The 20,959-nt window shown below is 73.1% G+C and carries 22 protein-coding genes and 2 tRNA genes; 9 read left to right on the top strand and 15 right to left on the bottom strand.

The genetic code is table 11. The features are described 5' to 3' along the window. The first annotated feature begins 12 nt into the window (after positions 1–12). Positions 13–1,437, top strand: a complete 1,425-nt coding sequence (locus tag ACGFT2_RS33110; protein WP_393285744.1) for an amidase — start codon at positions 13–15, stop codon at positions 1,435–1,437. On the opposite strand, the gene ACGFT2_RS33105 is transcribed toward ACGFT2_RS33110, so the two are convergent. Next, positions 1,410–1,571, bottom strand: coding sequence for a hypothetical protein (locus ACGFT2_RS33105; protein WP_393285741.1), 162 nt, complete (start codon positions 1,569–1,571; stop codon positions 1,410–1,412). The two genes, ACGFT2_RS33110 and ACGFT2_RS33105, sit on opposite strands and share 28 nt — an antisense overlap. Then, a complete protein-coding gene (locus ACGFT2_RS33100) occupies positions 1,568–2,062 on the bottom strand; it encodes a DUF3830 family protein (RefSeq protein ID WP_393285739.1) in 495 nt (164 codons plus the stop codon). Before ACGFT2_RS33100 ends, ACGFT2_RS33105 begins: the two co-directional genes overlap by 4 nt. Positions 2,063–2,265: 203 nt before the next feature. On the opposite strand from ACGFT2_RS33100, the gene ehuB reads away from it, so the two are divergent. The 6 genes from ehuB to ACGFT2_RS33070 all read left to right on the top strand — a co-directional run bounded on the left by ehuB (position 2,266) and on the right by ACGFT2_RS33070 (position 6,792). Next, a complete protein-coding gene (gene ehuB / locus ACGFT2_RS33095) occupies positions 2,266–3,150 on the top strand; it encodes an ectoine/hydroxyectoine ABC transporter substrate-binding protein EhuB (RefSeq protein ID WP_393285737.1) in 885 nt (294 codons plus the stop codon). Beyond that, on the top strand, positions 3,147–3,878 hold the full coding sequence (gene ehuC / locus ACGFT2_RS33090; protein ID WP_393285735.1) for an ectoine/hydroxyectoine ABC transporter permease subunit EhuC: 732 nt from the start codon (positions 3,147–3,149) through the stop codon (positions 3,876–3,878). Before ehuB ends, ehuC begins: the two co-directional genes overlap by 4 nt. After that, positions 3,875–4,528 carry an ectoine/hydroxyectoine ABC transporter permease subunit EhuD gene (gene ehuD / locus ACGFT2_RS33085; protein ID WP_393285732.1) on the top strand — a complete coding sequence of 218 codons (654 nt, stop codon included), beginning with the start codon at positions 3,875–3,877 and terminating at the stop codon, positions 4,526–4,528. The genes ehuC and ehuD overlap by 4 nt, the downstream gene beginning before the upstream one ends. 34 nt (positions 4,529–4,562) lie before the next feature. Further along, positions 4,563–5,333 carry an ectoine/hydroxyectoine ABC transporter ATP-binding protein EhuA gene (gene ehuA / locus ACGFT2_RS33080; RefSeq protein WP_393285930.1) on the top strand — a complete coding sequence of 257 codons (771 nt, stop codon included), beginning with the start codon at positions 4,563–4,565 and terminating at the stop codon, positions 5,331–5,333. Between the two features lie 544 nt (positions 5,334–5,877). Beyond that, the gene (locus ACGFT2_RS33075) at positions 5,878–6,630 is read left to right on the top strand and encodes an IclR family transcriptional regulator (protein WP_393285730.1); all 753 of its coding nucleotides are present in this window, start codon (positions 5,878–5,880) and stop codon (positions 6,628–6,630) included. 88 nt (positions 6,631–6,718) lie between these two features. Next, positions 6,719–6,792: transfer RNA gene (locus ACGFT2_RS33070), tRNA-Lys, on the top strand. Here the strand turns inward: ACGFT2_RS33070 and ACGFT2_RS33065 are convergent. The 4 genes from ACGFT2_RS33065 to ACGFT2_RS33050 form a co-directional block, all read right to left on the bottom strand. Next, on the bottom strand, positions 6,758–8,449 hold the full coding sequence (locus ACGFT2_RS33065; protein ID WP_393285727.1) for an AMP-binding protein: 1,692 nt from the start codon (positions 8,447–8,449) through the stop codon (positions 6,758–6,760). The genes ACGFT2_RS33070 and ACGFT2_RS33065 overlap by 35 nt on opposite strands. Positions 8,450–8,618: 169 nt before the next feature. Beyond that, entirely contained in the window at positions 8,619–9,224 is a 606-nt protein-coding gene (locus ACGFT2_RS33060) for a lytic polysaccharide monooxygenase (RefSeq protein WP_393285724.1), read from the bottom strand. A gap of 114 nt (positions 9,225–9,338) precedes the next feature. Beyond that, positions 9,339–10,472, bottom strand: coding sequence for an SPFH domain-containing protein (locus ACGFT2_RS33055; RefSeq protein ID WP_393285721.1), 1,134 nt, complete (start codon positions 10,470–10,472; stop codon positions 9,339–9,341). 101 nt (positions 10,473–10,573) lie between these two features. Further along, positions 10,574–11,872: a peptidoglycan-binding protein gene (locus ACGFT2_RS33050; RefSeq protein WP_393285718.1), complete on the bottom strand. Its 1,299-nt coding sequence runs from the start codon at positions 11,870–11,872 to the stop codon at positions 10,574–10,576. Positions 11,873–12,059: 187 nt separating this feature from the next. Here ACGFT2_RS33050 and ACGFT2_RS33045 point away from each other — a divergent pair. After that, a tRNA-Lys gene (locus ACGFT2_RS33045) sits at positions 12,060–12,133 on the top strand. Positions 12,134–12,236: 103 nt separating this feature from the next. Then, positions 12,237–12,959, top strand: coding sequence for a FadR/GntR family transcriptional regulator (locus ACGFT2_RS33040; protein WP_393285715.1), 723 nt, complete (start codon positions 12,237–12,239; stop codon positions 12,957–12,959). An 18-nt stretch (positions 12,960–12,977) separates the two neighbouring features. Here ACGFT2_RS33040 and ACGFT2_RS33035 read toward each other — a convergent pair whose 3' ends face one another. The 9 genes from ACGFT2_RS33035 to ACGFT2_RS32995 form a co-directional block, all read right to left on the bottom strand. Next, a complete protein-coding gene (locus ACGFT2_RS33035) occupies positions 12,978–13,652 on the bottom strand; it encodes a class F sortase (protein ID WP_393285712.1) in 675 nt (224 codons plus the stop codon). 9 nt (positions 13,653–13,661) lie between these two features. Further along, entirely contained in the window at positions 13,662–14,228 is a 567-nt protein-coding gene (locus ACGFT2_RS33030) for a hypothetical protein (protein WP_393285710.1), read from the bottom strand. 123 nt (positions 14,229–14,351) lie between these two features. Then, positions 14,352–15,131, bottom strand: a complete 780-nt coding sequence (locus tag ACGFT2_RS33025; RefSeq protein WP_393285708.1) for an HAD-IIA family hydrolase — start codon at positions 15,129–15,131, stop codon at positions 14,352–14,354. A 175-nt stretch (positions 15,132–15,306) separates the two neighbouring features. Beyond that, positions 15,307–16,023 carry a phosphonatase-like hydrolase gene (locus ACGFT2_RS33020; RefSeq protein WP_393285928.1) on the bottom strand — a complete coding sequence of 239 codons (717 nt, stop codon included), beginning with the start codon at positions 16,021–16,023 and terminating at the stop codon, positions 15,307–15,309. An 8-nt stretch (positions 16,024–16,031) separates the two neighbouring features. Continuing rightward, on the bottom strand, positions 16,032–17,156 hold the full coding sequence (locus ACGFT2_RS33015) for a TIGR03364 family FAD-dependent oxidoreductase (protein ID WP_393285706.1): 1,125 nt from the start codon (positions 17,154–17,156) through the stop codon (positions 16,032–16,034). 200 nt (positions 17,157–17,356) lie between these two features. Beyond that, positions 17,357–18,112 carry a GntR family transcriptional regulator gene (locus tag ACGFT2_RS33010; RefSeq protein ID WP_393285703.1) on the bottom strand — a complete coding sequence of 252 codons (756 nt, stop codon included), beginning with the start codon at positions 18,110–18,112 and terminating at the stop codon, positions 17,357–17,359. 79 nt (positions 18,113–18,191) lie between these two features. Then, the gene (locus ACGFT2_RS33005) at positions 18,192–19,094 is read right to left on the bottom strand and encodes a hypothetical protein (RefSeq protein WP_393285700.1); all 903 of its coding nucleotides are present in this window, start codon (positions 19,092–19,094) and stop codon (positions 18,192–18,194) included. A 130-nt stretch (positions 19,095–19,224) separates the two neighbouring features. Continuing rightward, positions 19,225–19,578, bottom strand: coding sequence for a hypothetical protein (locus ACGFT2_RS33000; RefSeq protein ID WP_393285698.1), 354 nt, complete (start codon positions 19,576–19,578; stop codon positions 19,225–19,227). A 172-nt stretch (positions 19,579–19,750) separates the two neighbouring features. Continuing rightward, positions 19,751–20,959 (bottom strand): ROK family protein, encoded by a 1,209-nt coding sequence (locus ACGFT2_RS32995; RefSeq protein ID WP_393285695.1) that lies wholly within the window; start codon positions 20,957–20,959, stop codon positions 19,751–19,753.

Genomic DNA, 20,959 nt, shown 5'->3' with positions numbered 1-20,959 from the left:
CATGGAGGGTGCATGCAGCAGCTCACCGACCTGACCGCCGTTCAGCTTCTCGCCGGTTACCGCAAGGGCGAGTTCGGTCCCGTGGAGGTGACCGTGCAGGCGCTGGAGCGGGCCCGCCGGATCCAGCCGGAGGTGAACGCCTTCGTGCGGCTCACCGAGGAGGACGCGCTCGCGCGGGCCCGCGCGTCGCAGGAGCGCTGGCGGCGCGGGGAACCGGCGGGGCTGCTGGACGGGGTGCCGGTGACGGTGAAGGACATCCTGCTGCTGCGCGGCCACCCGACCCTGCGCGGTTCCAGAACCGTGTCGGAGCAGGGGCGCTGGGACGAGGACGCGCCCTCGGTGGCCAGGCTGCGCGAGCACGGGGCGGTGTTCCTCGGCAAGACGACGACCCCCGAGTTCGGCTGGAAGGGCGTCACCGACTCCCCGCTGTCCGGGGTGACCCGCAATCCCCACGACCCGACGCGCACCGCGGGCGGCTCCAGCGGCGGCAGCGCGGCGGCCGTGGCGCTCGGCGCGGGCCCGCTGTCGCTGGGCACCGACGGCGGCGGCAGCATCCGGATCCCGGCCGCGTTCTGCGGGATCTTCGGCCTGAAGCCGACGTACGGCAGGGTGCCGCTGTATCCGGCGAGCGCCTTCGGCACGTTGTCCCACGCGGGGCCGATGACCCGGGACGCGGCCGACGCGGCCCTGCTGCTCGATGTCATCGGCGCCCCCGACGCGCGCGACTGGTCGGCGCTGCCGCCCGTGCCGGGCTGCTTCCCCCAGGGGCTGAAGGGTGGCGTGCGGGGGCTGCGGGTGGCGTACTCGCCGACCCTGGGCGGGCAGGTGGCGGTCCGGCCGGGGGTCGCGGCGGCGGTACGGGGGGCGGTGGCCCGCCTGGCGGACCTCGGGGCGTATGTCGAGGAGACCGATCCCGACCTCAGCGACCCGGTGGAGGCGTTCCACACCCTGTGGTTCAGCGGCGCGGCCCGCCTCACCCAGCGGCTGTCGCCGCAACGGCGGCAGCTCCTCGATCCCGGCCTGCGGGAGATCTGCGCCCGGGGTGCCCGGTACAGCGCGCTGGACTATCTGGCCGCGGTGGACGTCCGGATGGACCTCGGGCGGCGCATGGGCCGCTTCCACGAGACCCACGACCTGCTGGTGACGCCGACACTGCCGGTGACGGCGTTCGAGGCGGGTGCGGAGGTGCCGGCGGGTTCCGGGCTGCGGCGCTGGACCGGGTGGACCCCGTTCACCTATCCGTTCAACCTGACGCAGCAGCCCGCCGCCACGGTCCCGGTCGGGACGGACGGGGACGGGCTGCCGGTGGGGATGCAGATCGTGGCCGCCCGGCACCGGGACACCCTGGTGCTGCGGGCGGCGCACGCGCTGTACGAGGCCGGGGTGGCGCCGGGCGGGGGCCGCCCGGGTCAGTCGTCGGTCTCGGCGGTGCGGTAGTCCTGATACTCGCGGGCGTCGAGGAGGTCGTCGAGGCCGGCCCGGACGGCCGGCCCGATCTCGAGCAGCCGGCGGGGAACGCGATGCCACCCGAACGAGCGGGGACGGCGGGCGCCGGCCGGGGAGGTTCTCACACGCGCCGGAATGCGAGCTTCTCCCCCGCCGCTCCCGTCCGCCACAGGTCGTTGCACGCCTCGGCCATCTCCGGCAGCCCCTCCACCACCTGCCCCCAGACGATCCCGGGCACCCAGCCGACGTCGCCGTTGAGCAGCAGGTTGTTGCGCTCGTAGAACAGCGCCAGGTCGACCACCGTGCTGCCGGGGCGGACCTCGCGGTCGTAACCGTAGGCCTTGGTCCCCAGTTCGGCGCCCGCGAAGGAGAAGTAGCAGAGGTCGCCGGGGATCGGGGTGACGGTGGGGTTCTCGAGCGGGGGTTCCGTGGAGGCGAACGGCGGGAAGAGGGCGTAGATCTCGTTGCGCGCGTACTTGGCGTGGTAGACGTCTCCCGCCAGCGGCAGCGCCTCCCACACCGCGGCACAGGTCAGCGGCGCGCGGTCGTCCAGCAGTCGTGCCGTGCAGTGCACGCCCCGCCGGGTCAGGGAGATCTCGATGTGACGGTCGGTCATGCGCCCTCCTGTATGCCCGCTTCCAGCCGTGTCGGTCGTCCCTTCGTCACTGTAGGGCCGGGACGCCCGCCGCGGCGGCGGGATCGGGGGCACCGGCGAGGTATGTGAGAGGGCCGAAAACGATCCGCATGGGCGCAGTCGGTCTGGGTAAGCGCGCGCCCATGGCTCCACAGGGCAAGACCTCACCAAGCGCGGTCAGAGGCATGCGCCGCCGCTCACTTCTCGCCGGGGCGGCGGTGGCGGGTGCGACGGGTGTGCTCGGTGCCATGGCCGGCTGCTCACGCGTCGACAGCACGGCGGCGAGCGGAGGCGGCCGGCTCCTGGAAGACCTGCGGCGCAAGGGCACCGTGCGCATGGGCATAGCGAGCGAGCCGCCCTACGCCTCCGTAGACGACCGGGGCGAACTCACCGGCGAGGCCCCGGCCGTGGCCGGCACCGTCTTCCGCAGGCTGGGGATAGGACGCTTCGAACCGGTGCCGGTCGAGTTCGGGGCACTCGTCCCCGGGCTGCTCTCCTTCCAGTTCGACGTGATCGTCGCGGGGATGTTCATCAACAAGAGCCGCTGCCAGGCGGTTCTCTTCTCGGACCCGGACTACGAGTCGAAGGACGCCTTCCTCGTCCGCAAGGGCAACCCGCACCGGATCCGCTCCTACCAGGACGTCGCCGAGCAGCGGCTGCGCATGGGGACCGGCATCGGCTACGCCGAGTTCGACTACGCCGTGGACAACGGCGTGCGGGCGGGCACGATCCAGACCTACGGCGACCAGATAGCCGGCATGGAGGCGCTGGAGGCGGGGCGCATCGACTGCTTCGCGGGAACGGCCCTCACGATGATCGAGGCCCTCAGGACGGGCTCCCACCCCAAGGTGGGGATGACCGAGCCGTTCACCCCGCAGGTCGCCGGCAAGCCGCAGCGGGACGGCGGCGGCTACGGCTTCCGGCTGGGCGAGACCAGGCTCCGGGACGCCTTCGACCACGAGCTGCACAAGATGAAGCGGAGCGGCGAACTCCTGCGCATCGCCAAGCCCTTCGGCTTCACGGAGGAGTTCATGACGGATCTGACCGCCGAGGAGCTCTGCGCGAAATGACCGGACCGTTGTGGGAACTCCTCTTCAAGGGAGCATGGGTCACCGTCCAGCTGATGGTCTACAGCGCCGCGCTGGCGGCCGCCGTCGCGTTCGGCATCGGTATGGCACGCACCTCGCGCCTGTGGATCGTCCGCTTCCTGACCGGTGCCTACGTGGAGTTCTTCCGTGGCACCTCGGCACTGGTGCTGATGTTCTGGCTGTTCTTCGCCCTGCCCCTGTTCGGCTGGCAGCTCGCCGGTCTGTGGGCGGGCACCCTGGCCCTCGGCCTCTCCTACGGCGCGTACGGCTCCGAGGTCGTGCGGGGCGCGCTGCAGGCGGTGCCGGCCGCGCAACGCGAGGCGGCCGTCGCGCTGAACTTCACGCCCTGGCAGCGCATGCGCAAGGTGCTGCTGCCCCAGGCGGTACCGGAGATGATGCCGCCGTTCAACAACCTGCTGATCGAGCTGCTCAAGGGCACCGCGCTGGCCTCGCTGCTGTCCATCGGTGAACTCACCTTCGAGGCCAAGCTCGCCCGGCTCTCCACCGGTGAGAGCGCCCAGGTCTACGGGAGCATCCTGCTGATGTACTTCGTGATCGCGTTCCTGGTCACCCGCGTCATGCGGTTGCTGGAACGCCGCGCCAAGGCCTCGGTCGGCCAGGTGCAGGAGCGGGACGGCCGGTTCCTCCGCGGCCCGTCCGTGCCGGGGCGCGGTGCCCGGCCCACCGTGGTCGGGGGTGGCGGCCGATGAACGACTGGTCGTGGGAGTACGTCGGCGACGTCATGCCGCAGCTGCTGCACGGGCTGCGGATCACCGTCGAGGCGACGGTACTCGGCTCCCTGGTGGCCTTCGGCCTCGGTCTGGTGTGGGCGGTCGCCCTGCGTTCGCCGACCCGACTCGTGACCTGGCCGGTGGGTCTCTTCGTCGAGTTCGTCCGCAACACACCCCTGCTGGTGCAGCTGTTCTTCCTCTTCTTCGTGCTGCCGTCCTGGGGGATCGGCTTCGGGGCGCTGACCACCGGGGTCATCGGTCTGGGGCTGCACTACTCGACGTACACCGCCGAGGTCTACCGCGCCGGTATCGAGGCGGTGCCGGAGGGCCAGTGGGAGGCGGCCACGGCGCTGAGTCTGCCGCGCGGCCGCACCTGGATCGCGGTGATCCTCCCGCAGGCCTTCCGCCGAGCGGTGCCCGCCCTCGGCAACTACGTGATCGCGATGTTCAAGGACACTCCGATGCTCTCGGCCATCACGGTGAGCGACATGCTGTTCGAGGCCAACAGCATCGGCGCGACCACGTTCGACTACATGGAGCCGATCACCGTGGTCGGTGTCCTGTTCATCGTGATCTCGTATCCCACCTCTGTCCTCCTGCGAGTCCTGGAGCGTCGTCTTGTCCACTGACAGCAACCTGTCCGAAGCAGCGGCCGGCCCCACGGTGGACGACGGGGAGCTGATCCGCTTCGACAAGGTCACCAAGTGCTTCGGCGCCCACACCGTCCTCGACTCGCTCGACTTCACCGTCTCGGCCGGCAGACACGTGACGCTGATCGGTCCCTCGGGGTCGGGCAAGACCACGATCCTGCGGCTGCTGATGACCTTGACCAAGCCCGACGAGGGCACCATCAGGGTCGGCGGCCGGTACCTCACGCACGAGGAGCGCGGCGGCAAGCTCGTCCCGGCCGGTGAGAAGCACGTCCGTGAGGTGCGGAAGAACATCGGCATGGTGTTCCAGCAGTTCAACCTGTTCCCCAACATGCGGGTCATGCGGAACATCACCGAGGCCCCGGTGCAGGTCCTCGGTCTGTCCAGGGACGAGGCGGAGGAGCGGGCGCGCGGACTGCTCGACCTGGTGGGCCTGACCTCGCACGCGGACAAGTACCCGAGCCAGCTGTCCGGCGGCCAGCAGCAGCGGGTCGCCATCGCCCGCGCCCTCGCCATGCGGCCCCAGGTCCTGCTGCTCGACGAGGTGACCTCCGCGCTCGACCCCGAGCTGGTGACCGGGGTGCTCGACGTCCTGCGCGACATCGCGCGCACGACGGACATCACCATGCTGTGCGTCACCCATGAGATGAATTTCGCGCGCGACATATCCGACGAGGTACTCATGTTCGACTCGGGTCGGGTAATCGAGTCCGGGCCGCCGCAGAAGATGTTCACCGACCCCGACCATGAGCGCACACAGCAATTCCTGAGCGCGATTCTGTGACCGCCCCGGGTGATCGTGTGAAGGGCGGCCGGCTTCTCCTTCACTCGATCGCCCGTTCGGGCATTGCACTTCCGGACACCTCCCGAAGTCCCCATGGCGTCCGGCTCCGGACGGATTAAGAATTCCGCGCGGCACCGGCAAGAAGGTGTACACGAGGGCGGTGAAGGAGAAGAACCCCCGGGGCAGGCAGACCCTCTGCACCTTCGGTTACGTCAACTCCACCTGGGACGACACCAACCCGGTGCGCAGTGAGGCGAAGGTCTGCGTGAAGGCCCCACGACCTGATCCGCCCGGGCAGAGGCTCACACGCCGGCTAGGGGGACGGGGGAGCGGGAAAGGGGCCTTCGCCGGCCGGAGGGCCTGCCCGCCCCGGCCGACCCGCGTGGCACCTATGCCCATGGCATATGCCGAAGACCTGCGCCGCAGTTGGGGCGGCGCACGTCCAGGGGCCCGATCTCGCCAACCCCCTCTCCGGAAACAGCCTTTGACGGCTATCGTGGAGACGATCCGCCGACCGGATGCACGGCAAGGCGAGGGGACCGTCATGAGGATCGAGCCGACCGCCCCGTACCACTCCGCGCAGGAGGCCCTGCGGGTGCTGGAGACCGTGGCGTGGCACTCCGCCGGCGTGACCGAAATCGATCTGGCCCGCCGCACCGGCCTCGGCTCCGAGCGGCTGACCACACTGCTGCGCATGCTGCGCCGCGAGGGCTACGTCGAGCAGATCACCGACGGCGCGTACGTCACCGGGGACACCCTGCGCCGCCTCACCTCGACGCACGACCGTGAGCGGGCTCTGCGTGACAAGCTCCAGCACACCCTGGACCGGCTGCGGGACTCGGTCGGGGCGGCCGTCTACATCAGCCGGTACGTCGACGGCGAGGTGAAGGTCACCCAGTACGCGGCGGGACCCACCACCCCGGCGGTCAACGAGTGGGTGGACTTCCGTTTCTCCGCGCACGCCACCGCCGTCGGCAAGAGCCTGCTGACCCAGCTGGACCACAACGCCCGCCGGGACCACCTCTCCCGGCACAAGCTGGCCCGGCTCACCTCGCGCACCATCACCAGCGACAGGCTGCTGCTGTCCCGCCTGGAGTCCCAGCCGCCGACGGTGCCGGTGCTGGATCTGCAGGAGTACGCGGTCGGCACGGTCTGCGCGGCCGTCCCGATCACGGCGGGCTCCTCGGTGGGCTGCCTGGCGCTCTCGCTCCCGGTGGAACACGCGCACCGGCTGAAGCGGGCCGCGGACACACTGAACCGGAACGCGGCGCCGGTGCTGCTCTCGCTGACGATCTAGGGGTGCCGGCGGGTGGTCACGAGCACCGTCCCGGACCAGGTAGTATTTTCTTCGTCGCCGGCCGCGAAGAGCGGAAGGCGAGAGTCATGCGCCGCTAGCTCAGTTGGTTAGAGCAGCTGACTCTTAATCAGCGGGTCCGGGGTTCGAGTCCCTGGCGGCGCACAGATGAGGGGCCCTTCGCGAGAGCGAGGGGCCCTTCGGCGTCCTGCGCGGTCAGCCGCCGGTACGCCTCCTCCCCCGGCGGCCGCCACCAGACCGGATCGGCGCACGCGTGGCCCTCGCGCCTGAGCAGCGCGCGGTTGATCTTGTTCGTCGCCGTCACCGGCATGCGCGGCACCACCCGGACGAACCGGGGTGCCATCTTCGTCCCGAGGTCGGCCTGCGCCCGCAGGAAGGCGGCGAAGCCGGCCGGCTCGAAGGTGCCCGCGATCGTCGCCATCACCTGGTCCCCGGTGACCGGATCCGGCACCCCGTACACGGCGACGGCCTCCGCGCCCTCGTACCGGGCAACGATGTTCTCGATCATCGCGGCGGCCAGGTTCTCGCCGTCGACGCGGATCCGGTCGTCCCCCCGGCCCGCGAAGTACAGATAGCCGTGGGCGTCGCGGTAGAAGAGGTCGCCGGTCCAGTAGGCCTCGTCCCGGCGCCGTTCGGCCTCCGCGGCCGGGTTGCGCCAGTAGCCCTCGAAGGGGTTCGGCGCCCGGTTGACCAGCTCGCCGATCGCCTCGTCGCCGTTGAGCAGCCGGCCGGCGGCGTCCAGGACGGCGGGCGGGCACTCGCGTCCCGTGGCCGGATCGAGCACCACGAGCCCGGGACCGGCCGGTCCCACGGCCCCCGCCGGGGTCCCCGGCGCCCACTGGATCGCCGCCCCGCCCTCGGAGGAGCCGTAGCCCTCCACCAGCCGTGTCCCGAAGCGCCGCTCGAAGGCCGCCGCGTCCGCCGCGCCCGCCTCGGTGCCGAAGCCGAGCCGCAGCGGGTTGTCCCGGTCGTCGGGGCGCGGCTCGGTGGCCAGCAGGTACTGGATCGCGCGGCCGACGTAGGTGAAGTACGTCGCCCGGTACCGGCGCACGTCCGTCAGGAATCCGGACGCCGAGAACCTGCGGCGCAGGGCCACCCCGGCGCCGGCGGCCAGGGCGGGTGCCCAGTCCGCGATCACCGCGTTGCCGTGGAACATCGGCATGCAGACGTAGTGCACGTCGTCCGCGCCGACGCCGAACCGCCGCACCAGGGCCCGCCCGGCCGCGGCCAGCCGCCCCTGGGAACAGATCGCGGCCTTGGGGGCGCCGGTGGAACCGGAGGTGAAGTAGAGCAGGAGCCGGTCGGCGGGGGTGGCCCGGGACGGATCGGGCACGGCACCGGCGTACGGGGCGAGGAGGGGGCCGTACTCCTCGCCGTCGGTCACGAGGATCCGCGGTCCCCGCCGCCCGCCTCCGCTGCCGCGCGGGGAGGCCCAGGACAGGTCCAGACCCGCCAGCAGGGGCAGGTGGGCCCGCTCGGTGACCAGGACCGCGCACTCGGTGTGCCGGATGTCGCGGGCCAGCTCGGGCCCCCGGCGGGTGGGGTTGATCCCGGCGACGGCCGCGCGGGCCAGGGCGGCGGCCCCCAGCCACAGCGGGAACTCCTCGGTGTTGTCGAGCAGCAGCCCGAGGTGCGGTGCGGCACCGGCCGGCAGCAGCTCGGCCAGCAGTGCGGCCCGGGCGGCCGCTCCCGCGGCCGCCTCGTGCTGCGTCAGCGTCCTGCCCTCGCACCACAGCCCCGGCCGGTGGTCCCCCCACCGCGCCGCCACCAGCTCGGCGACCGTACCCGTCGTGGACTCCATGGCCGGGCACGGTAACTGACGGCGCGTCAGATGTGGAGGGATGTGGCGGCAGGGTCCCCCCGGGGCCGGGTCCGCCGCCCCGGCCGGCCGGAGCGGCGGGAACCGCCCGGCAGGCCGGGGCGCCGGCCCCGGGGGAACCCGGCGCCTGCGATCCGCGGTGATCCGCGGATCAGAAGGTGACGTCCGAGCAGGCGTAGAACGCGTTGGCCGTGTCGGCGATCGTCCACACCGCGACGACGACATGGTGCCCGCTCAGACCGGACGGCAGGGTGCCGCTGTGGCTGAGCGTGGCCGGCGGGCGCTGGCCGTTGTACGGCACCGTCAGGAACGGCGTGAGGTTGAGGTCCGAGCGGGCGAGGTTGTGGTTCTGGTTCCAGCCCGGCTTGGTGACGTAGTACTTGAAGTCCGTCGTGGCGTGCATGGCCGTGAACTGCCAGCGGAACGTGTACGACTGGCCGCCCGTCACCCTGGTGGTGGGCCAGGCCGCGCCGGACGGGGTCTTCGGCGAGCTGAGCTGGGCGAACTGGCTCAGGCCGGCGTTGCAGATCTGGCCGTCGGCGGGTCCGGCGGCCGGGAAGCCCTTGGGGCCCTCGACGCTCTGCGGCTCCCACTGGATCGAGCCGCAGTTGGTCACGGTGCCGTTCTGGCAGAGCTTCTGCCTGCTGATGGGGAGGTCGGTGTAGCCGTGCCCGCTGGCGCCGCCGGTGGAGAGCGCGAAGGCTCCGGCGGTCACCGCACCCAGCACGACTGCGGTCAACTTGGTCTTGGTGCGCATGCTGCCGCTCCTGGAGAACGTGGGGTGTTCAGTGAGCTGTGCAGGGAGTAGGTCTAGACCAAGTCTCAGATTATTGCGACGAGTTGAACATGTCCATACCAATCGCAGGGCCTCCTACACCGGCTCGCCACGCCCCGAGCAGAACGCCACCGTCAGGTCACGCACCAGCACCTTGCGTTCGTAGTCGTCCAGTTCGACCAGCCCGCGCATGGTGAGCCGGGTCACCGTGTCCTCGACCGAATCGACCACCGAACTGAGCACGCTGGCCCGCTGCCGCGCGTCCAGGGCGGCGATCCGGCGCCGGTGCATCGCGCCGGCCACCTCGGGGGCGTACTCCACCCGCAGCGGCTGCACCGAGAACACCTCCACACCGACGCCCGCGGCCTCCGTCGCCACCAGCCGGGTCAGCGCGTCGCCGGCCGCCGTCACCCCGCCCCGGGTCCCGCCGGCCGGCTCCACCGGCACCCGGGCCAGCGCCGCCTCCACGCACTCGCGCAGGTACGTCTCGTGGTCCTCGATGCCGAGCACGGCCCGCGCGGTGTCCCGCACCCGCCACACCACCAGCACGACCACCCGCAGGGCCAGTCCGTCGGGGTCCGTGGCGGTCATCGCCTCGCTGCGCCAGTGCCGCAGCCGCACGTCCACCCGGCGGCGCAGGACCAGCGGATTCACCCACAGCAGACCGGTGCGCCGGACCGTCCCGCGGTACCGGCCGAACAGGCCGAGCACCCAGGCCCGCCCGGTCCGCCCCCGGGTCAGCCCGCCGAAGCCGAACAGGCCGAGCGCCCCGGCCCCGGCGTACACCGCCCACTGCGCCGGACCGAGGCCGGCACCCGCAGACGCCGGCAAGCGCAGCGCATGCGCGGCGAGCGGCGGCAGGAGGCCCGCCCACCAGGTGGCGGCCAGGCAGCCGGTGACTCCGCAGGCACCGGCGAGCACCCCGGCCGCCCCCGGCAGCGCCCGCGCCGGGCGCTCCACCAGCTCCGGGTCGACCTGCGGGAGGGGCCGTCTGCGCACCGCTACCGGGCGGCGGGTGCGGGGCTGCTCGCCGGTGCCCTGCCGGCGCCCCACCACGGCCGGCTTGACCGGCACCGGCACCGAGCCGATCTCGTCCCGGAACAGCAGGTGCACGGGAATCTCGGTGGTGGCCTCGTTCTGGATCAGCCGGACCGGCCGGGTGCCCGGGACCGCGGCACCCTCCGGTGGCCCCTCGGATTCGGATGGGATCTGTGACGTGGTCGTACTCATGGGTGCCTCCAGCCTCCGCGCCAGATGCGTCATGAACAGGGGGATGAGATGTACCGCAGGCCGGCCCCGGCGCCCGGGGCCGGCCGGACCGCCCGGGCCGGCTAGGCGAACAGCCGCCGCCAGGTCTCCGGCCCCGGGTAGCCGTCCGCGGCACCGCCGCGCCAGCCCTGGGTGCGCTGGAAGGCCTCCACCGCACGCCGGTCCGCCTCGCCCCAGTGCGGACCGGGCCCGAGGGGGTAGAACCTGCCGAACCCCTTCCTCGCCAGCTGGACGCCCAGCTGGGTGACGTAGTCGTTGGTTTCCCCCGGGCGGAAGAGGTTCCGGCCCGGATATCCGGGCACCCCGTGCGAGGCGGGGCGGCCCGGAGCGGCCGTGCCCGGGGCGACGTCCTTGCCCCGGCCCGTGGCGAGCAGCTCCCAGGTTCGCGGGCCGGGCAGCCCGTCGGCGTCCGCGCCGGACCAGCCCTGGGCCAGCTGGAACGCCTGGGTCGCGCGCCGGTCCGCCTCGCTCCAGACCGGCCCGGCTCCCCGGATGTAGAAGGAGCCGGCGCCCCTGGCGGTCAGCATCCGGGCGAGCAGGGTGACGTACTTGTTGTCGGCGCCGGGGCCGAAGTAGGCCGCGCCCGGGAAGGGCACCTGCGCCTTCGCGTCGGTCGCGGCCGCGCCCGCCGTGGCCGCGGTCACGCCCTTGTAGCGGTACGGGACGTACTTGCCGGCGTTGCTCCAGTAGGGATACGGGGTGGTCTGGCTGCGGGTGTGCGGGGGCGTCTGCTCGTAGACCGTGTAGTAGGTGTGCGTGTAGTCCGTCCAGCCGCCGAAGATCACCACGTGGGAGCCGCTCTCGGGGTTGTCCGGGTTGTGGTAGAGCAGGATGTCGCCGGGTTGCAGCGCCTCCTTGGTGATCTTCACGCCGAACGAGCCGAGGCTGCCCGTCCATTCGTTGCCCGGCAGGCCCCAGGCCATGGAGACGTAGCCCGAGCAGTCCTGCCGGTATCCGTCGGACCAGTAGGCCGACATGCTGTACGGCACCTTCGCGGCCACCCAGACCTTGGCCCGGTTGATGATCTCGGTCCGGGTGGTGGCGGGGATCGGTGCCGCGCCGGGATCGAGGGGCTTGCCCGCCGGACCGTGCAGCGGGGCCTTGGCCCCCTGCGGGGTGGCGGGTTCGCCGTCCGCGGGTACCGCCTCACGGTGCGGCGAGTGGCCGGCGGTGAGGGCCGCGGCCGGGGTGGCCACCCCGAGTGCGGCGGACACGGCGGCCACGACCGCGACCCCGCAGGCGGCGGGGTGGCCGCCGAGGCGGCCGGGGGGCAGCCGGGGGCTGACCCGCCGCCAGTGGACGCAACCGGGGCAGCCGCAGTCGCTCGCGGGGTCGAATTCCTCGAACACCGGAGCGGTCATGCGATCTGCCTCACATTCGGGGGAGATTTGTCCGCGAGTGTGCACGTTGATCAGTTTTCCAACTGTCGCGAGGACGCGCATGTTGACGGTCCGAATGATGTACGCGGCCCATCCCGGACCCCTCCCCGACCACCCGGGGGTGGTCGGAAGCACCCCTGGAGGTCCGGTAGAGTTTTCCCGTCAGCAGGCGCCGCTAGCTCAGTTGGTTAGAGCAGCTGACTCTTAATCAGCGGGTCCGGGGTTCGAGTCCCTGGCGGCGCACAGACCGAAAGGCCCTTCGCGAGAGCGGAGGGCCTTTCGCATGGCCAGGATCTCCCCCGCCGGAACCGGGCCCTCCCCCCGATCGGCCGGTTACGCTCTGGCCATGGCAGCCCGGGACCTCCAGGAACGGATCAAGAAGCTGATCGTCGACCGGCGGCTGCCGTCGGGCGCGCCCCTGCCGACCGAGCCGGAGCTGATGGAGTTCCTCGGGGCCGGCCGGAACTCGGTGCGGGAGGCACTGAAGGCGCTGCAGGCCATGGGCATCGTGGAGATCCGGCACGGCTTCGGGACCTACGTCGGCCCGATGTCGTTCGCGCCGATGATCGAGGGCCTGGCCTTCCGTACCGTCGCCGGGCACTACCGCGGCGAGGACTCCCTGCTGCAGCTGCTGGAGCTGCGCGAGGCCGTGGAGACCGGGCTGGTCTCACGCCTGGCCGGCCGGCTGCCGGAGGCGGACCTCGTCGAGCTGGACACGCTCGTGGACCGCATGGAACAGCAGGCCGCCCAGGGCGCCGGCCTCGCCGACACCGACCGCGCCTTTCACGCCACCCTCTACCGGGGGCTGGACAACGTGCTGCTGAGCGAGGTGCTGGAGGCGTTCTGGGACGCCTTCCACCGCGTGCGGCGGGACCTGGTGGAGGTGCCGCAGGACCCGCGGGTCACCTGCCGTCAGCACCGGGAGATCCTGGACGCGGTCCGGTCCGGCGACTCGCTGCGGGCGGAGGAGGCCATAAGAGACCACTTCGGCAACCTCCGCACCCGGCTGACCACCACCGGCGCACCCCGGCCCCCCGAGCCCCGGGCACGCCACGACGAACGGGTCTGAGCGGCGTACGCGACGGGGTCAGCGGCCGGTGCCGGTGAGATAGGCGGAGACCACCACGTTCGCCGTGTAGGTGCCGTCGGCCCGGTCGAAGGTGCCGCCGCAGGTGAGCAGGCGGAGTTCGGCGCGGCCCGGCTCGTGGGGGCCGTAGGCCTGCCGGGCGTCGAAGTCGTCGCGCGGCAGGACGCGGACGTCGTCGATGGTGAACTGGGCGATCGTGCCGTCCGAGCGGAACACCCGGACCGTTTCGCCGGGCTGGAGGGTGCTGAGCTTGTAGAAGACGGCGGGCCGGGTCGCGGTGTCCACGTGGCCGACCATCAGGGCCGGACCCGCGGCGCCGGGTGCGGCGCCGGCGCCGTACCAGCCGACCACGCCCGGCTGGTTCAGGGGCGGCGGGTCGACGGCGCCCCGGGCGTCCAGTCCGCGGGCCACCACGGGCGCCTGGAGGCCTAGCTGGGGGATGTCGATGCGCTGGGGCCGCGCGTCGCCCAGCGGCTTCACCGGCGGCGGCAGCAAGGCGGGGTCGACGGGGCGGCCGATGGTGAACACGTCACCGGCGGTGGGCCCGCCCGGACTCCGCACGTCGGTCACACCACGCCCCCACAACCACAGGCCGAGCAGCAGGACCGCCCAGGCCAGGCCGGTGACGAGCCGCCCGGTGCCGGAGCCGGGGGCGGCCTCGCGGTCGTCGGTCATGGCCGGTGATCAGCGCGTGCCGCGGCTCCGGCGGGTACGGAACCCGACGGCGACCGCGGCGATCCCGGCGAGCGCCAGTCCGGTCACCTCCTGGAGGGTGCCGGGGCCGGACCCGCTGGTGGCCACCGTGGCGAAGTGCGCGGTGCCGCCGCCACCCGCGTGGACCGGGGCGACGGGCGAGGCGGAGTCGGAGGGCGGCCGCAGGAGCTGCTGGAGCTGGCCGAGCTGCCCCAGCCCGCCGCTTCCCCCGGCCGCGACCGTGATCCGGCCCGTCAGCACGCGGCCGGAGCAGGTGACCTTCACGTCGTAGGTGCCCGGCGTGACGGAGGTGCGGACCTGGGTCTCACCGGCCAGGCTGCCCTGGCCGCCGGTCAGCAGGGCGTCGGCGACGAAGGCGCCCGAGGTGGCGGTGCCCTGCCCGCCCGTGCAGCCGCCGGTCTGCACGGTGACGTCGGCGCCCGGCGCCGGGGCGGCGGGGGTCACGGAGACCGAGCCGCCGTCCGCGGCGTGCGCCGCCGGGGTGAACGCGGCCACGGCCAGGATTCCGGTACAGAGAGTGAGGCTTAGTGAGCCCATCGTGAACCTCCAGTACGAGGAGGTTCCCCCGGCCGGAGCGCTCCCGCATCCTCACAGAGCGCTCCAGTGCGCCGAACGGGTGACACCCGGTTTCGGCCCGGCCCGCGGGCCGGGCCCATGGGCTCAGACGAGGTCGACGAGGTCCGCGATGGAGTCCACGACCTGCGAGGGCCGGAAGGGGTAGCGGTCGACGTTCCTGGGCTGGGTGACGCCGCTGAGCACCAGGAAGGTGCGCATCCCCGCCTCCAGGCCCGCGAGCACGTCGGTGTCCATGCGGTCGCCGATCATCGCGGAGGTCTCGGAGTGGGCCCCGATCGCGTTCAGTCCGGCCCGCATCATCAGCGGGTTCGGCTTGCCGACGAAGTACGGCTTCTTGCCGGTCGCGGCGGTGATCAACGCGGCGACCGAGCCGGTGGCGGGGAGGTCGCCCTCGGTGGAGGGGCCGACGTTGTCGGGGTTGGTGGCGATGAACCGGGCGCCGTCGTTGATGAGCCGGACGGCCTTGGTCAGGGCCTCGAAGGAGTAGGTGCGGGTCTCGCCGAGGATCACGAAGTCGGGCTCGTGGTCGGTGAGGATGTAGCCGATGTCGTGCAGCGCGGTGGTCAGGCCGGCCTCGCCGATGACGTAGGCGCTGCCCCCGGGCCGCTGGTCGTCCAGGAACTGGGCGGTGGCCAGGGCGGAGGTCCAGATGTTGTCCACCGGCACGTCCAGGCCCATGCGGCGCAGCCGGGCGTGCAGATCGCGCGCCGTGTAGATGGAATTGTTGGTGAGCACGAGGAAGGGCCGGCCGGACTCGCGCAGCTTCTTCAGGAAGGCCTCGGCGCCGGGGATCGGCACGCCCTCGTGGATCAGGACGCCGTCCATGTCGGTGAGCCACGATTCGATGGGCTTGCGGTCTGCCATGTGGTGCGTCTCCTGGCGTAGGTACGGTCGAAGCGGGGGCGCCGGAACCACGGCGTACCGACGCCCCCAGCCTAGTCAGGACTGTGTCAGGCGTACCCGGTCGATCACCCGGTACCAGTTGTTGCCGCCGGTGCAGCGGAAGCGGAAGCGGACGCGGGCGGCGGTCGCACCGGCGCTACCGGTCTCCGGCGAGCAGGGCGGGCAGTGCGGCGACCGAGTCCAGGACGTGGGTGGCGCCGGCGGCACGGAGGGCGTCGTCCCCGTGGGCTCCGGTGCGCACCCCGGCGACCAGGCCCGCGCCGGCCCGTACGCCGCTGAGGACGTCGTACGACGTGTCCCCGACGACGGCGACCTGCCGTACGTCCTCGGCGGCCTTCGTCCGGAGGAACGCCTCCAGCACCATGTCGGGGAAGGGCCGGCCGCGCCCGCCGGCGTCGGCCGGGCACAGGGTGAGCGGCACGAGGTCCTGCCAGCCGAGGGCGCCGAGGATGGCGTCCTGGGTGACGCGGGCGAAGCCGGTGGTCAGTACGACGCCGCGACCACTGGCGGTCAGTTCCTCGACGGCCTCGCGGGCCCCGGGGACCGGGGCGATCAGCCCCTCGTCGACCAGGTCCCCGTACGCCTTCTCGAAGGCGCTGTTGGCGCGCTGGGCGCGGTCCTCGGCCCCGCACAGGTGCCGGAAGACGGAGATCTTGGACTCGCCCATGGTCGCGCGGACGTAGGCGAGGTGCTCGGCGTGCTCGGGCGATCCGTCCTCGACGCCGAGTTCGGCCGCGGCCGCGGCGAAGGCGCGCTCGACGAGGCCGCCGTCGGCGACGGTCGTGCCGGCCATGTCGAGGACGACGAGCCGGATGCCGTGGTCGGTCATGGTGGTGTTCTCGCGGTCGGTCATGGGGTCGGTCACCAGCCCAGTTCGTTCGCTGTGGTCTCGGCTATCGCGGGGGCGCAGGTCATGCCGCGCCCGCCGGGCCCGGTGACCAGCCACACCCCCTCGCGCACCTGCTGCCGGTGCACCACCCGGCCGGGCTCGGTGCACTGGGCGTACACCCCGGCCCAGCGGTGCCGGACGCGCGGCAGCGGCCGGCCGAGCAGGGACTCGACGACTCCGGCCAGGTGCTCGTACGGCTCCTCGACGGTGTCGAAGGCGAAGGGGTGCTCGTACTCGTGGGTGTCGCCGATGGTCAGCCCGCCGTCGGCACGCTGCACCATGAGCAGCTGCATCCGGTGGGCGGCGGCGGTCTCGGCCTGCGGCTGCCCGGCGTTGAGCCGGTCCAGCGCCGGGGAGGCGTAGGCGGGGTAGTAGCGGAAGCTGTCGGCGTCGGCGACCGAGGTGGTCAGCGGCTCGCCGAGGGGGTCGGTCTGCATCATCTGCAGCCGGACGCGGCGCACGGGCAGCTCGGGCCCGGCCAGCTCCCGGACCAGGCCGCCGAGCCAGGCGCCGGTGCACAGCACCACGGCGTCGGCGTGGTGCACGTCCCCGTGGTCGTCCCGGACGGTCCCGACGCCGGTCACCTCGCGCACCTCGCGCCCGGGCAGAAACGTGTAGTTCGGGGATTTCAGCAGTTCCTCGCGCAGGGCGAGCTGAGCGGTGCGTGGCTCGACGGCCGCGTCGCGCTCGCAGTACAGCGCGGCGGTGAACTCGCCCCGCAGGGCCGGGTTGAGCGCGCGGGCCTCGCCCGGCGTGAGCAGCTTGTAGCCGCGGGCGGCGGCGTCGGGGCGGGCCACGGCGGCCTCCGCGACGGCCAGTTCAAGGGGGCCGCGCACGGGGGTGAGGGAGCCGATGGCCCGGAACCCGAGGCCGGGTACCCGGCCGCCGATCCCCTCCCACAGCTCCCGCGCCCTCAGCGCGGCCTCCAGCTCTTCCCCACCGGCGCGCCCGCTCACCCAGATCTGGCCGAAGTTGCGCAGCGAGGCGCCGCGCGCCTCGGCCTCGCGCTCGATCTGAACGACCTGGTGGCCGCGTTCCACTGCCTGCCAGGCGTGCATGGTGCCCACCACGCCGGCTCCGACGACTGTCACTCTCACGACGGCAGCGCTCCTCGGGATTCGGGAACCGGAGACATCCGGCTGTCAACGAGAGCGTGAACGACCCATCACGTTTGGGCTAGACCCGTTATCCTTTCGTTATCAAGAGGGGAGGGTCGCGGGAATTGCTTCTCAGCCGCTCAGGTGGGCCGTGGAGGGTTGCTTCTCAGCCGCTCAGGTGGGCCGCGGAGGGTTGCTTCTCAGCCGCTCAGGTGGGCCGTGAAGGAGAACCGGTCCCCCCGGTACAGGCCCCGGACCCGCTCCAGCGGGCGGCCTGCGGTGTCCCGGGACACCCGGTGGATCAGCAGCATCGGCAGGGCGGGCGGGGTGCCGATGAGCAGTGCCTCCCGGGGGGTGGCGAGCACGGTCTCGAGCCGCTCGTCGGCGTCGCCGAAGGCGACGCCCTGGGCCTCCAGGTAGAGGTAGAAGGAGGAGTCGGGGTCGAACTCGCTGTCCAGCCGGGGCACGCGCTCGACGCTGACGTACGTGCTCTCCAGGCCGACCCGCTCCTCGTCGGCGAGCAGCACCCGCTCCAGGTGCCAGACCGGCTCACCCCGGCTCAGCCCGATCTCGGCGGCGAGGGCCTCCGGGCAGGGGAAGCGGTCCAGGGTGACGAGCGTCCGCCCGGGCGTACGGCCCTGCCGGCGCACACCCTCGGTGTAGCTGGCGAGCGACAGCGGCTGGGCCAGCTTTGGCCCGGCGACGACGGTCCCCCGTCCCCGGCGCCTGAGCCGCCCCTCCAGTACCAGCTCCCGCACGGCCTGCCGCACGGTCTCGCGGGCCACGTCGTACCGCTCGGCGAGATCCCGTTCGGTGGGGATGACGCTGCCCTCCCCCAGTTCGTCCAGCAGCGCCGCGATCCGCGCCTTCACCGCGTAGTACTTGGGGATGCGCCCGTGCTCGGGAATGCCGGAGCGTACGGGGGCGCCGGGGGCCTGGTCGTTGGGGTAGTCCACGCAGGGATCGTCGCAGAGGGGCCCGGCCGGCGGCCGTCGGACCCCGGCCCGGTGGCGTCCGGCGGCCGGCGGGCCCGGCTCAGCGGCGTTTGCGGGCCAGCAGAACGGCGCTTCCGGCCACGCAGAGCAGGACGACGGCGGCCGCGAGCAGCCCGTCCACCAGCGCGACGCCGGTACGTGCCAGCTCACGGTCCCGCTCGCCGGCCTCCGCCGCGTCCGCGGCGACGGGGAGGGAGGAGTCGGGGCCGGTGGAGGCGGACGGCGTGGTCTGCGCGGTGCCGGACGGGGAGCTCTGCACGCCTCCGGTGTCCGGGGCGTCCGGGGCGTCCGGGGTGTTCCGCCCGTGGTCCGTGCCGTCCGTGCCGTCCGCGTTTTCCGTGTTGTCCGTGTCGTCCGTGTCGTCCGTGTCGGCCGTGCCGTCCGTGTCGGGTGCTTCCTGGACCCGGCCATCGATCCCGAACCGGTAGGCGTTGGACTCGCCGACCCAGTTCCCGTCCTGGCCCCGGCGCTGGACGGCGGCGGCGTTGACGGTGACCTGTTCGCTCGTGGCGTCGGAGGCGAGCGCGAGCCGGACCCGGACGCTGACGGTCCGGCCGGCCGGCACGGTGAACCCGGCGAAGCCGGTCCCGTCGAGCACCCCGACCAGTTCCTGCTCGTCGGTGCTCTCCAGCGTCACCGGCCGGGCCCGGGAGCCGTCGTAGAAGTACAGCTCGGCCTGGTCCGGGCGCAGGGCACGCCGGTCGTCGACGAGTACGACGACCGGATGGACGGCCGTACAGGTGGCGTGCGTGGTGTTGGTGAGGTCGATGTACCAGGTGCCGAAGCCACCGCCCGCCCGGAAGGAGGCGGGGCCGCCGTGGATCCGGGTGGCCAGTGGAAAGGCACGGTCGCCGGGGGCCGCGCAGGACGTCGGGGTGTCCGCCTGGGCGGCGGCCGCCGGCACGGGGACGAGGACGGCGGCCGCGGCGAGGCAGAGGGACACGGATGTGCACGGTCGCATGAACACATGACCATGCCGGTCCTCCGGGGCGGTACGGGGCCGCCACTCCGGAAACGGGCCGGAAGTCCGCTCGATCGGCGGACCTCCGGGGTCGCGGGGGAAGGCGGGCGGGTCAGGACGACAGCGTGACCAGCCGGGTGTGGTCCTTCGAGTCGACGCACGCCTGGTAGGGGTCGGGGTCGCCCTGCCGTTCCCGGCACTCCCACGTGACGCCCGCCGCGCGGACCTCGACGGGTCTGCCCGCCCTGCCCTGCCAGACCTTGGTGTAGGCGGCCGCCGCCTGCAGCGCGGCGGCGCAGGGCACGCTCCCTGAGGCCGACACCGCGAGCCCGGAGGACCGGTCGGTACCGCAGTAGGCGGATTTCGGTGCCGTGCCGGAGTCGGCGAACGACTGGGCCGGGGCGGCGAGGCAGAGGGCGGCGGTGCCCATGAGGACCGCGGCCGTTCGCATCTTGATCGAGTGCACGTCGTACCTCCTGTGTCCGGTGATGCTCATCTTTCTGGCTACTGGTCGTTCCGGCCTCCGGAAGACGGGGAGAGGGACCCGAATGGCCGTTCCGGCCTCCGGAAGACGGGGAAAGGGGCCCGGACAGCCGCGCGCTCCCGGCGCTTGCCGGGAGGGCCGCCGCGTCGTCCGGTCAGCCGTCGGCACGCCCGAACAGCGGCCCCAGGAGCAACTGCGCGGCCCCCTCGGCGACGACCCGTTCGCCGCCCGTGGCGAGCCGTACCGGTACCGTCCCGCCGAGCGTTCCTTCCCGGCGGGCCCGGGCGCCGAGCACCTCACCGACCCCGCGGACGAACGCCTCCGGCGCCGCGGCGACCGTCCGTCCGCCGAGCAGCACCAGGTCGATGTCCAGCAACCCCACCAGGTTCCCGGCGCCCACTCCGAGCACCCGCGCCGCCGTACCGGCCTCGCCCCGGGCCACCGCGGCCAGGCACAGCACCTCCACGCAGCCCCGGTTCCCGCACTCGCACAGCGGCCCGTCGAGCTGGATGACCTGGTGCCCGAACTCACCGGCCCCGGTCCGCGCCCCCCGGTGCACGCTGCCGCCGATCACGAGTCCCGCCCCGAGGCCCGTCCCGAGATGCAGATACGCGAAGGATCCGCCCTCGCCCGCCACCGACAGCCCGAGAGCGGCCGCGTTGGTGTCCTTGTCCACGACGACCGGCACCCCCAGCCGCGAGACGAGGGCGTCCCGCAGCGGGAACCCGTCCCACTCGGGGAACCCGGTCACCCGGTGCAGCACCCCCCGGGTGTGATCGAGCGGCCCCGGCAGCGCGACCCCCACCCCGAGCAGCGTCCCGGCTCCGGCCGGCCCCCGGCCGCCCGGGCCGGAGCGGCCCCCGGCGTCCGGGCCGGCACCGTTCGCCCCGGCCGAGTCCGGGGCGCCGTCCCGGCCTCCCCCGCCCAGTCCGTCCGTCACCAGTGCCTCGACCGTCCGGGCGACCATGCCGAGTACGGCGTCCGCGCCCGCGCCCAGGTCCAGTTCCCCGTGCCGCTCCCGCACCACGGCGCCGTCCAGATCGACGAGGACCACCCGCAGCTCGTCCCGGTCCAGGTGCACTCCCACCGCGTGCCCCGCCTCCGGCACCAGCCGCAGCACGGTCCGCGGCTTGCCCCCGGTGGACGCCCGCCGGCCGGCCTCCGCCGCCAGGCCCTCCTCCCGCAGCCGTGCGGTGATCTTGCTGACGGCCTGCGGGGTCAGCCCGGTGCGCTCGGCCAGCTCCAGACGGCTGATGCCCTCCTCCCCCGCGGCGCGCAGCAGCCCCAGCACCAAGGCGGTGTTGTGACTGCGCACCGCGCCCAGGTTCGCTCCCGCCGGTCCGCCGTCTCTCGTCCTGTTCAC

It is taken from the genome of Streptomyces sp. NPDC048514, assembly GCF_043199955.1.
In the GTDB taxonomy this organism is placed as follows: domain Bacteria; phylum Actinomycetota; class Actinomycetes; order Streptomycetales; family Streptomycetaceae; genus Streptomyces.
This window is presented reverse-complemented; position numbering and strand designations above follow the sequence as displayed.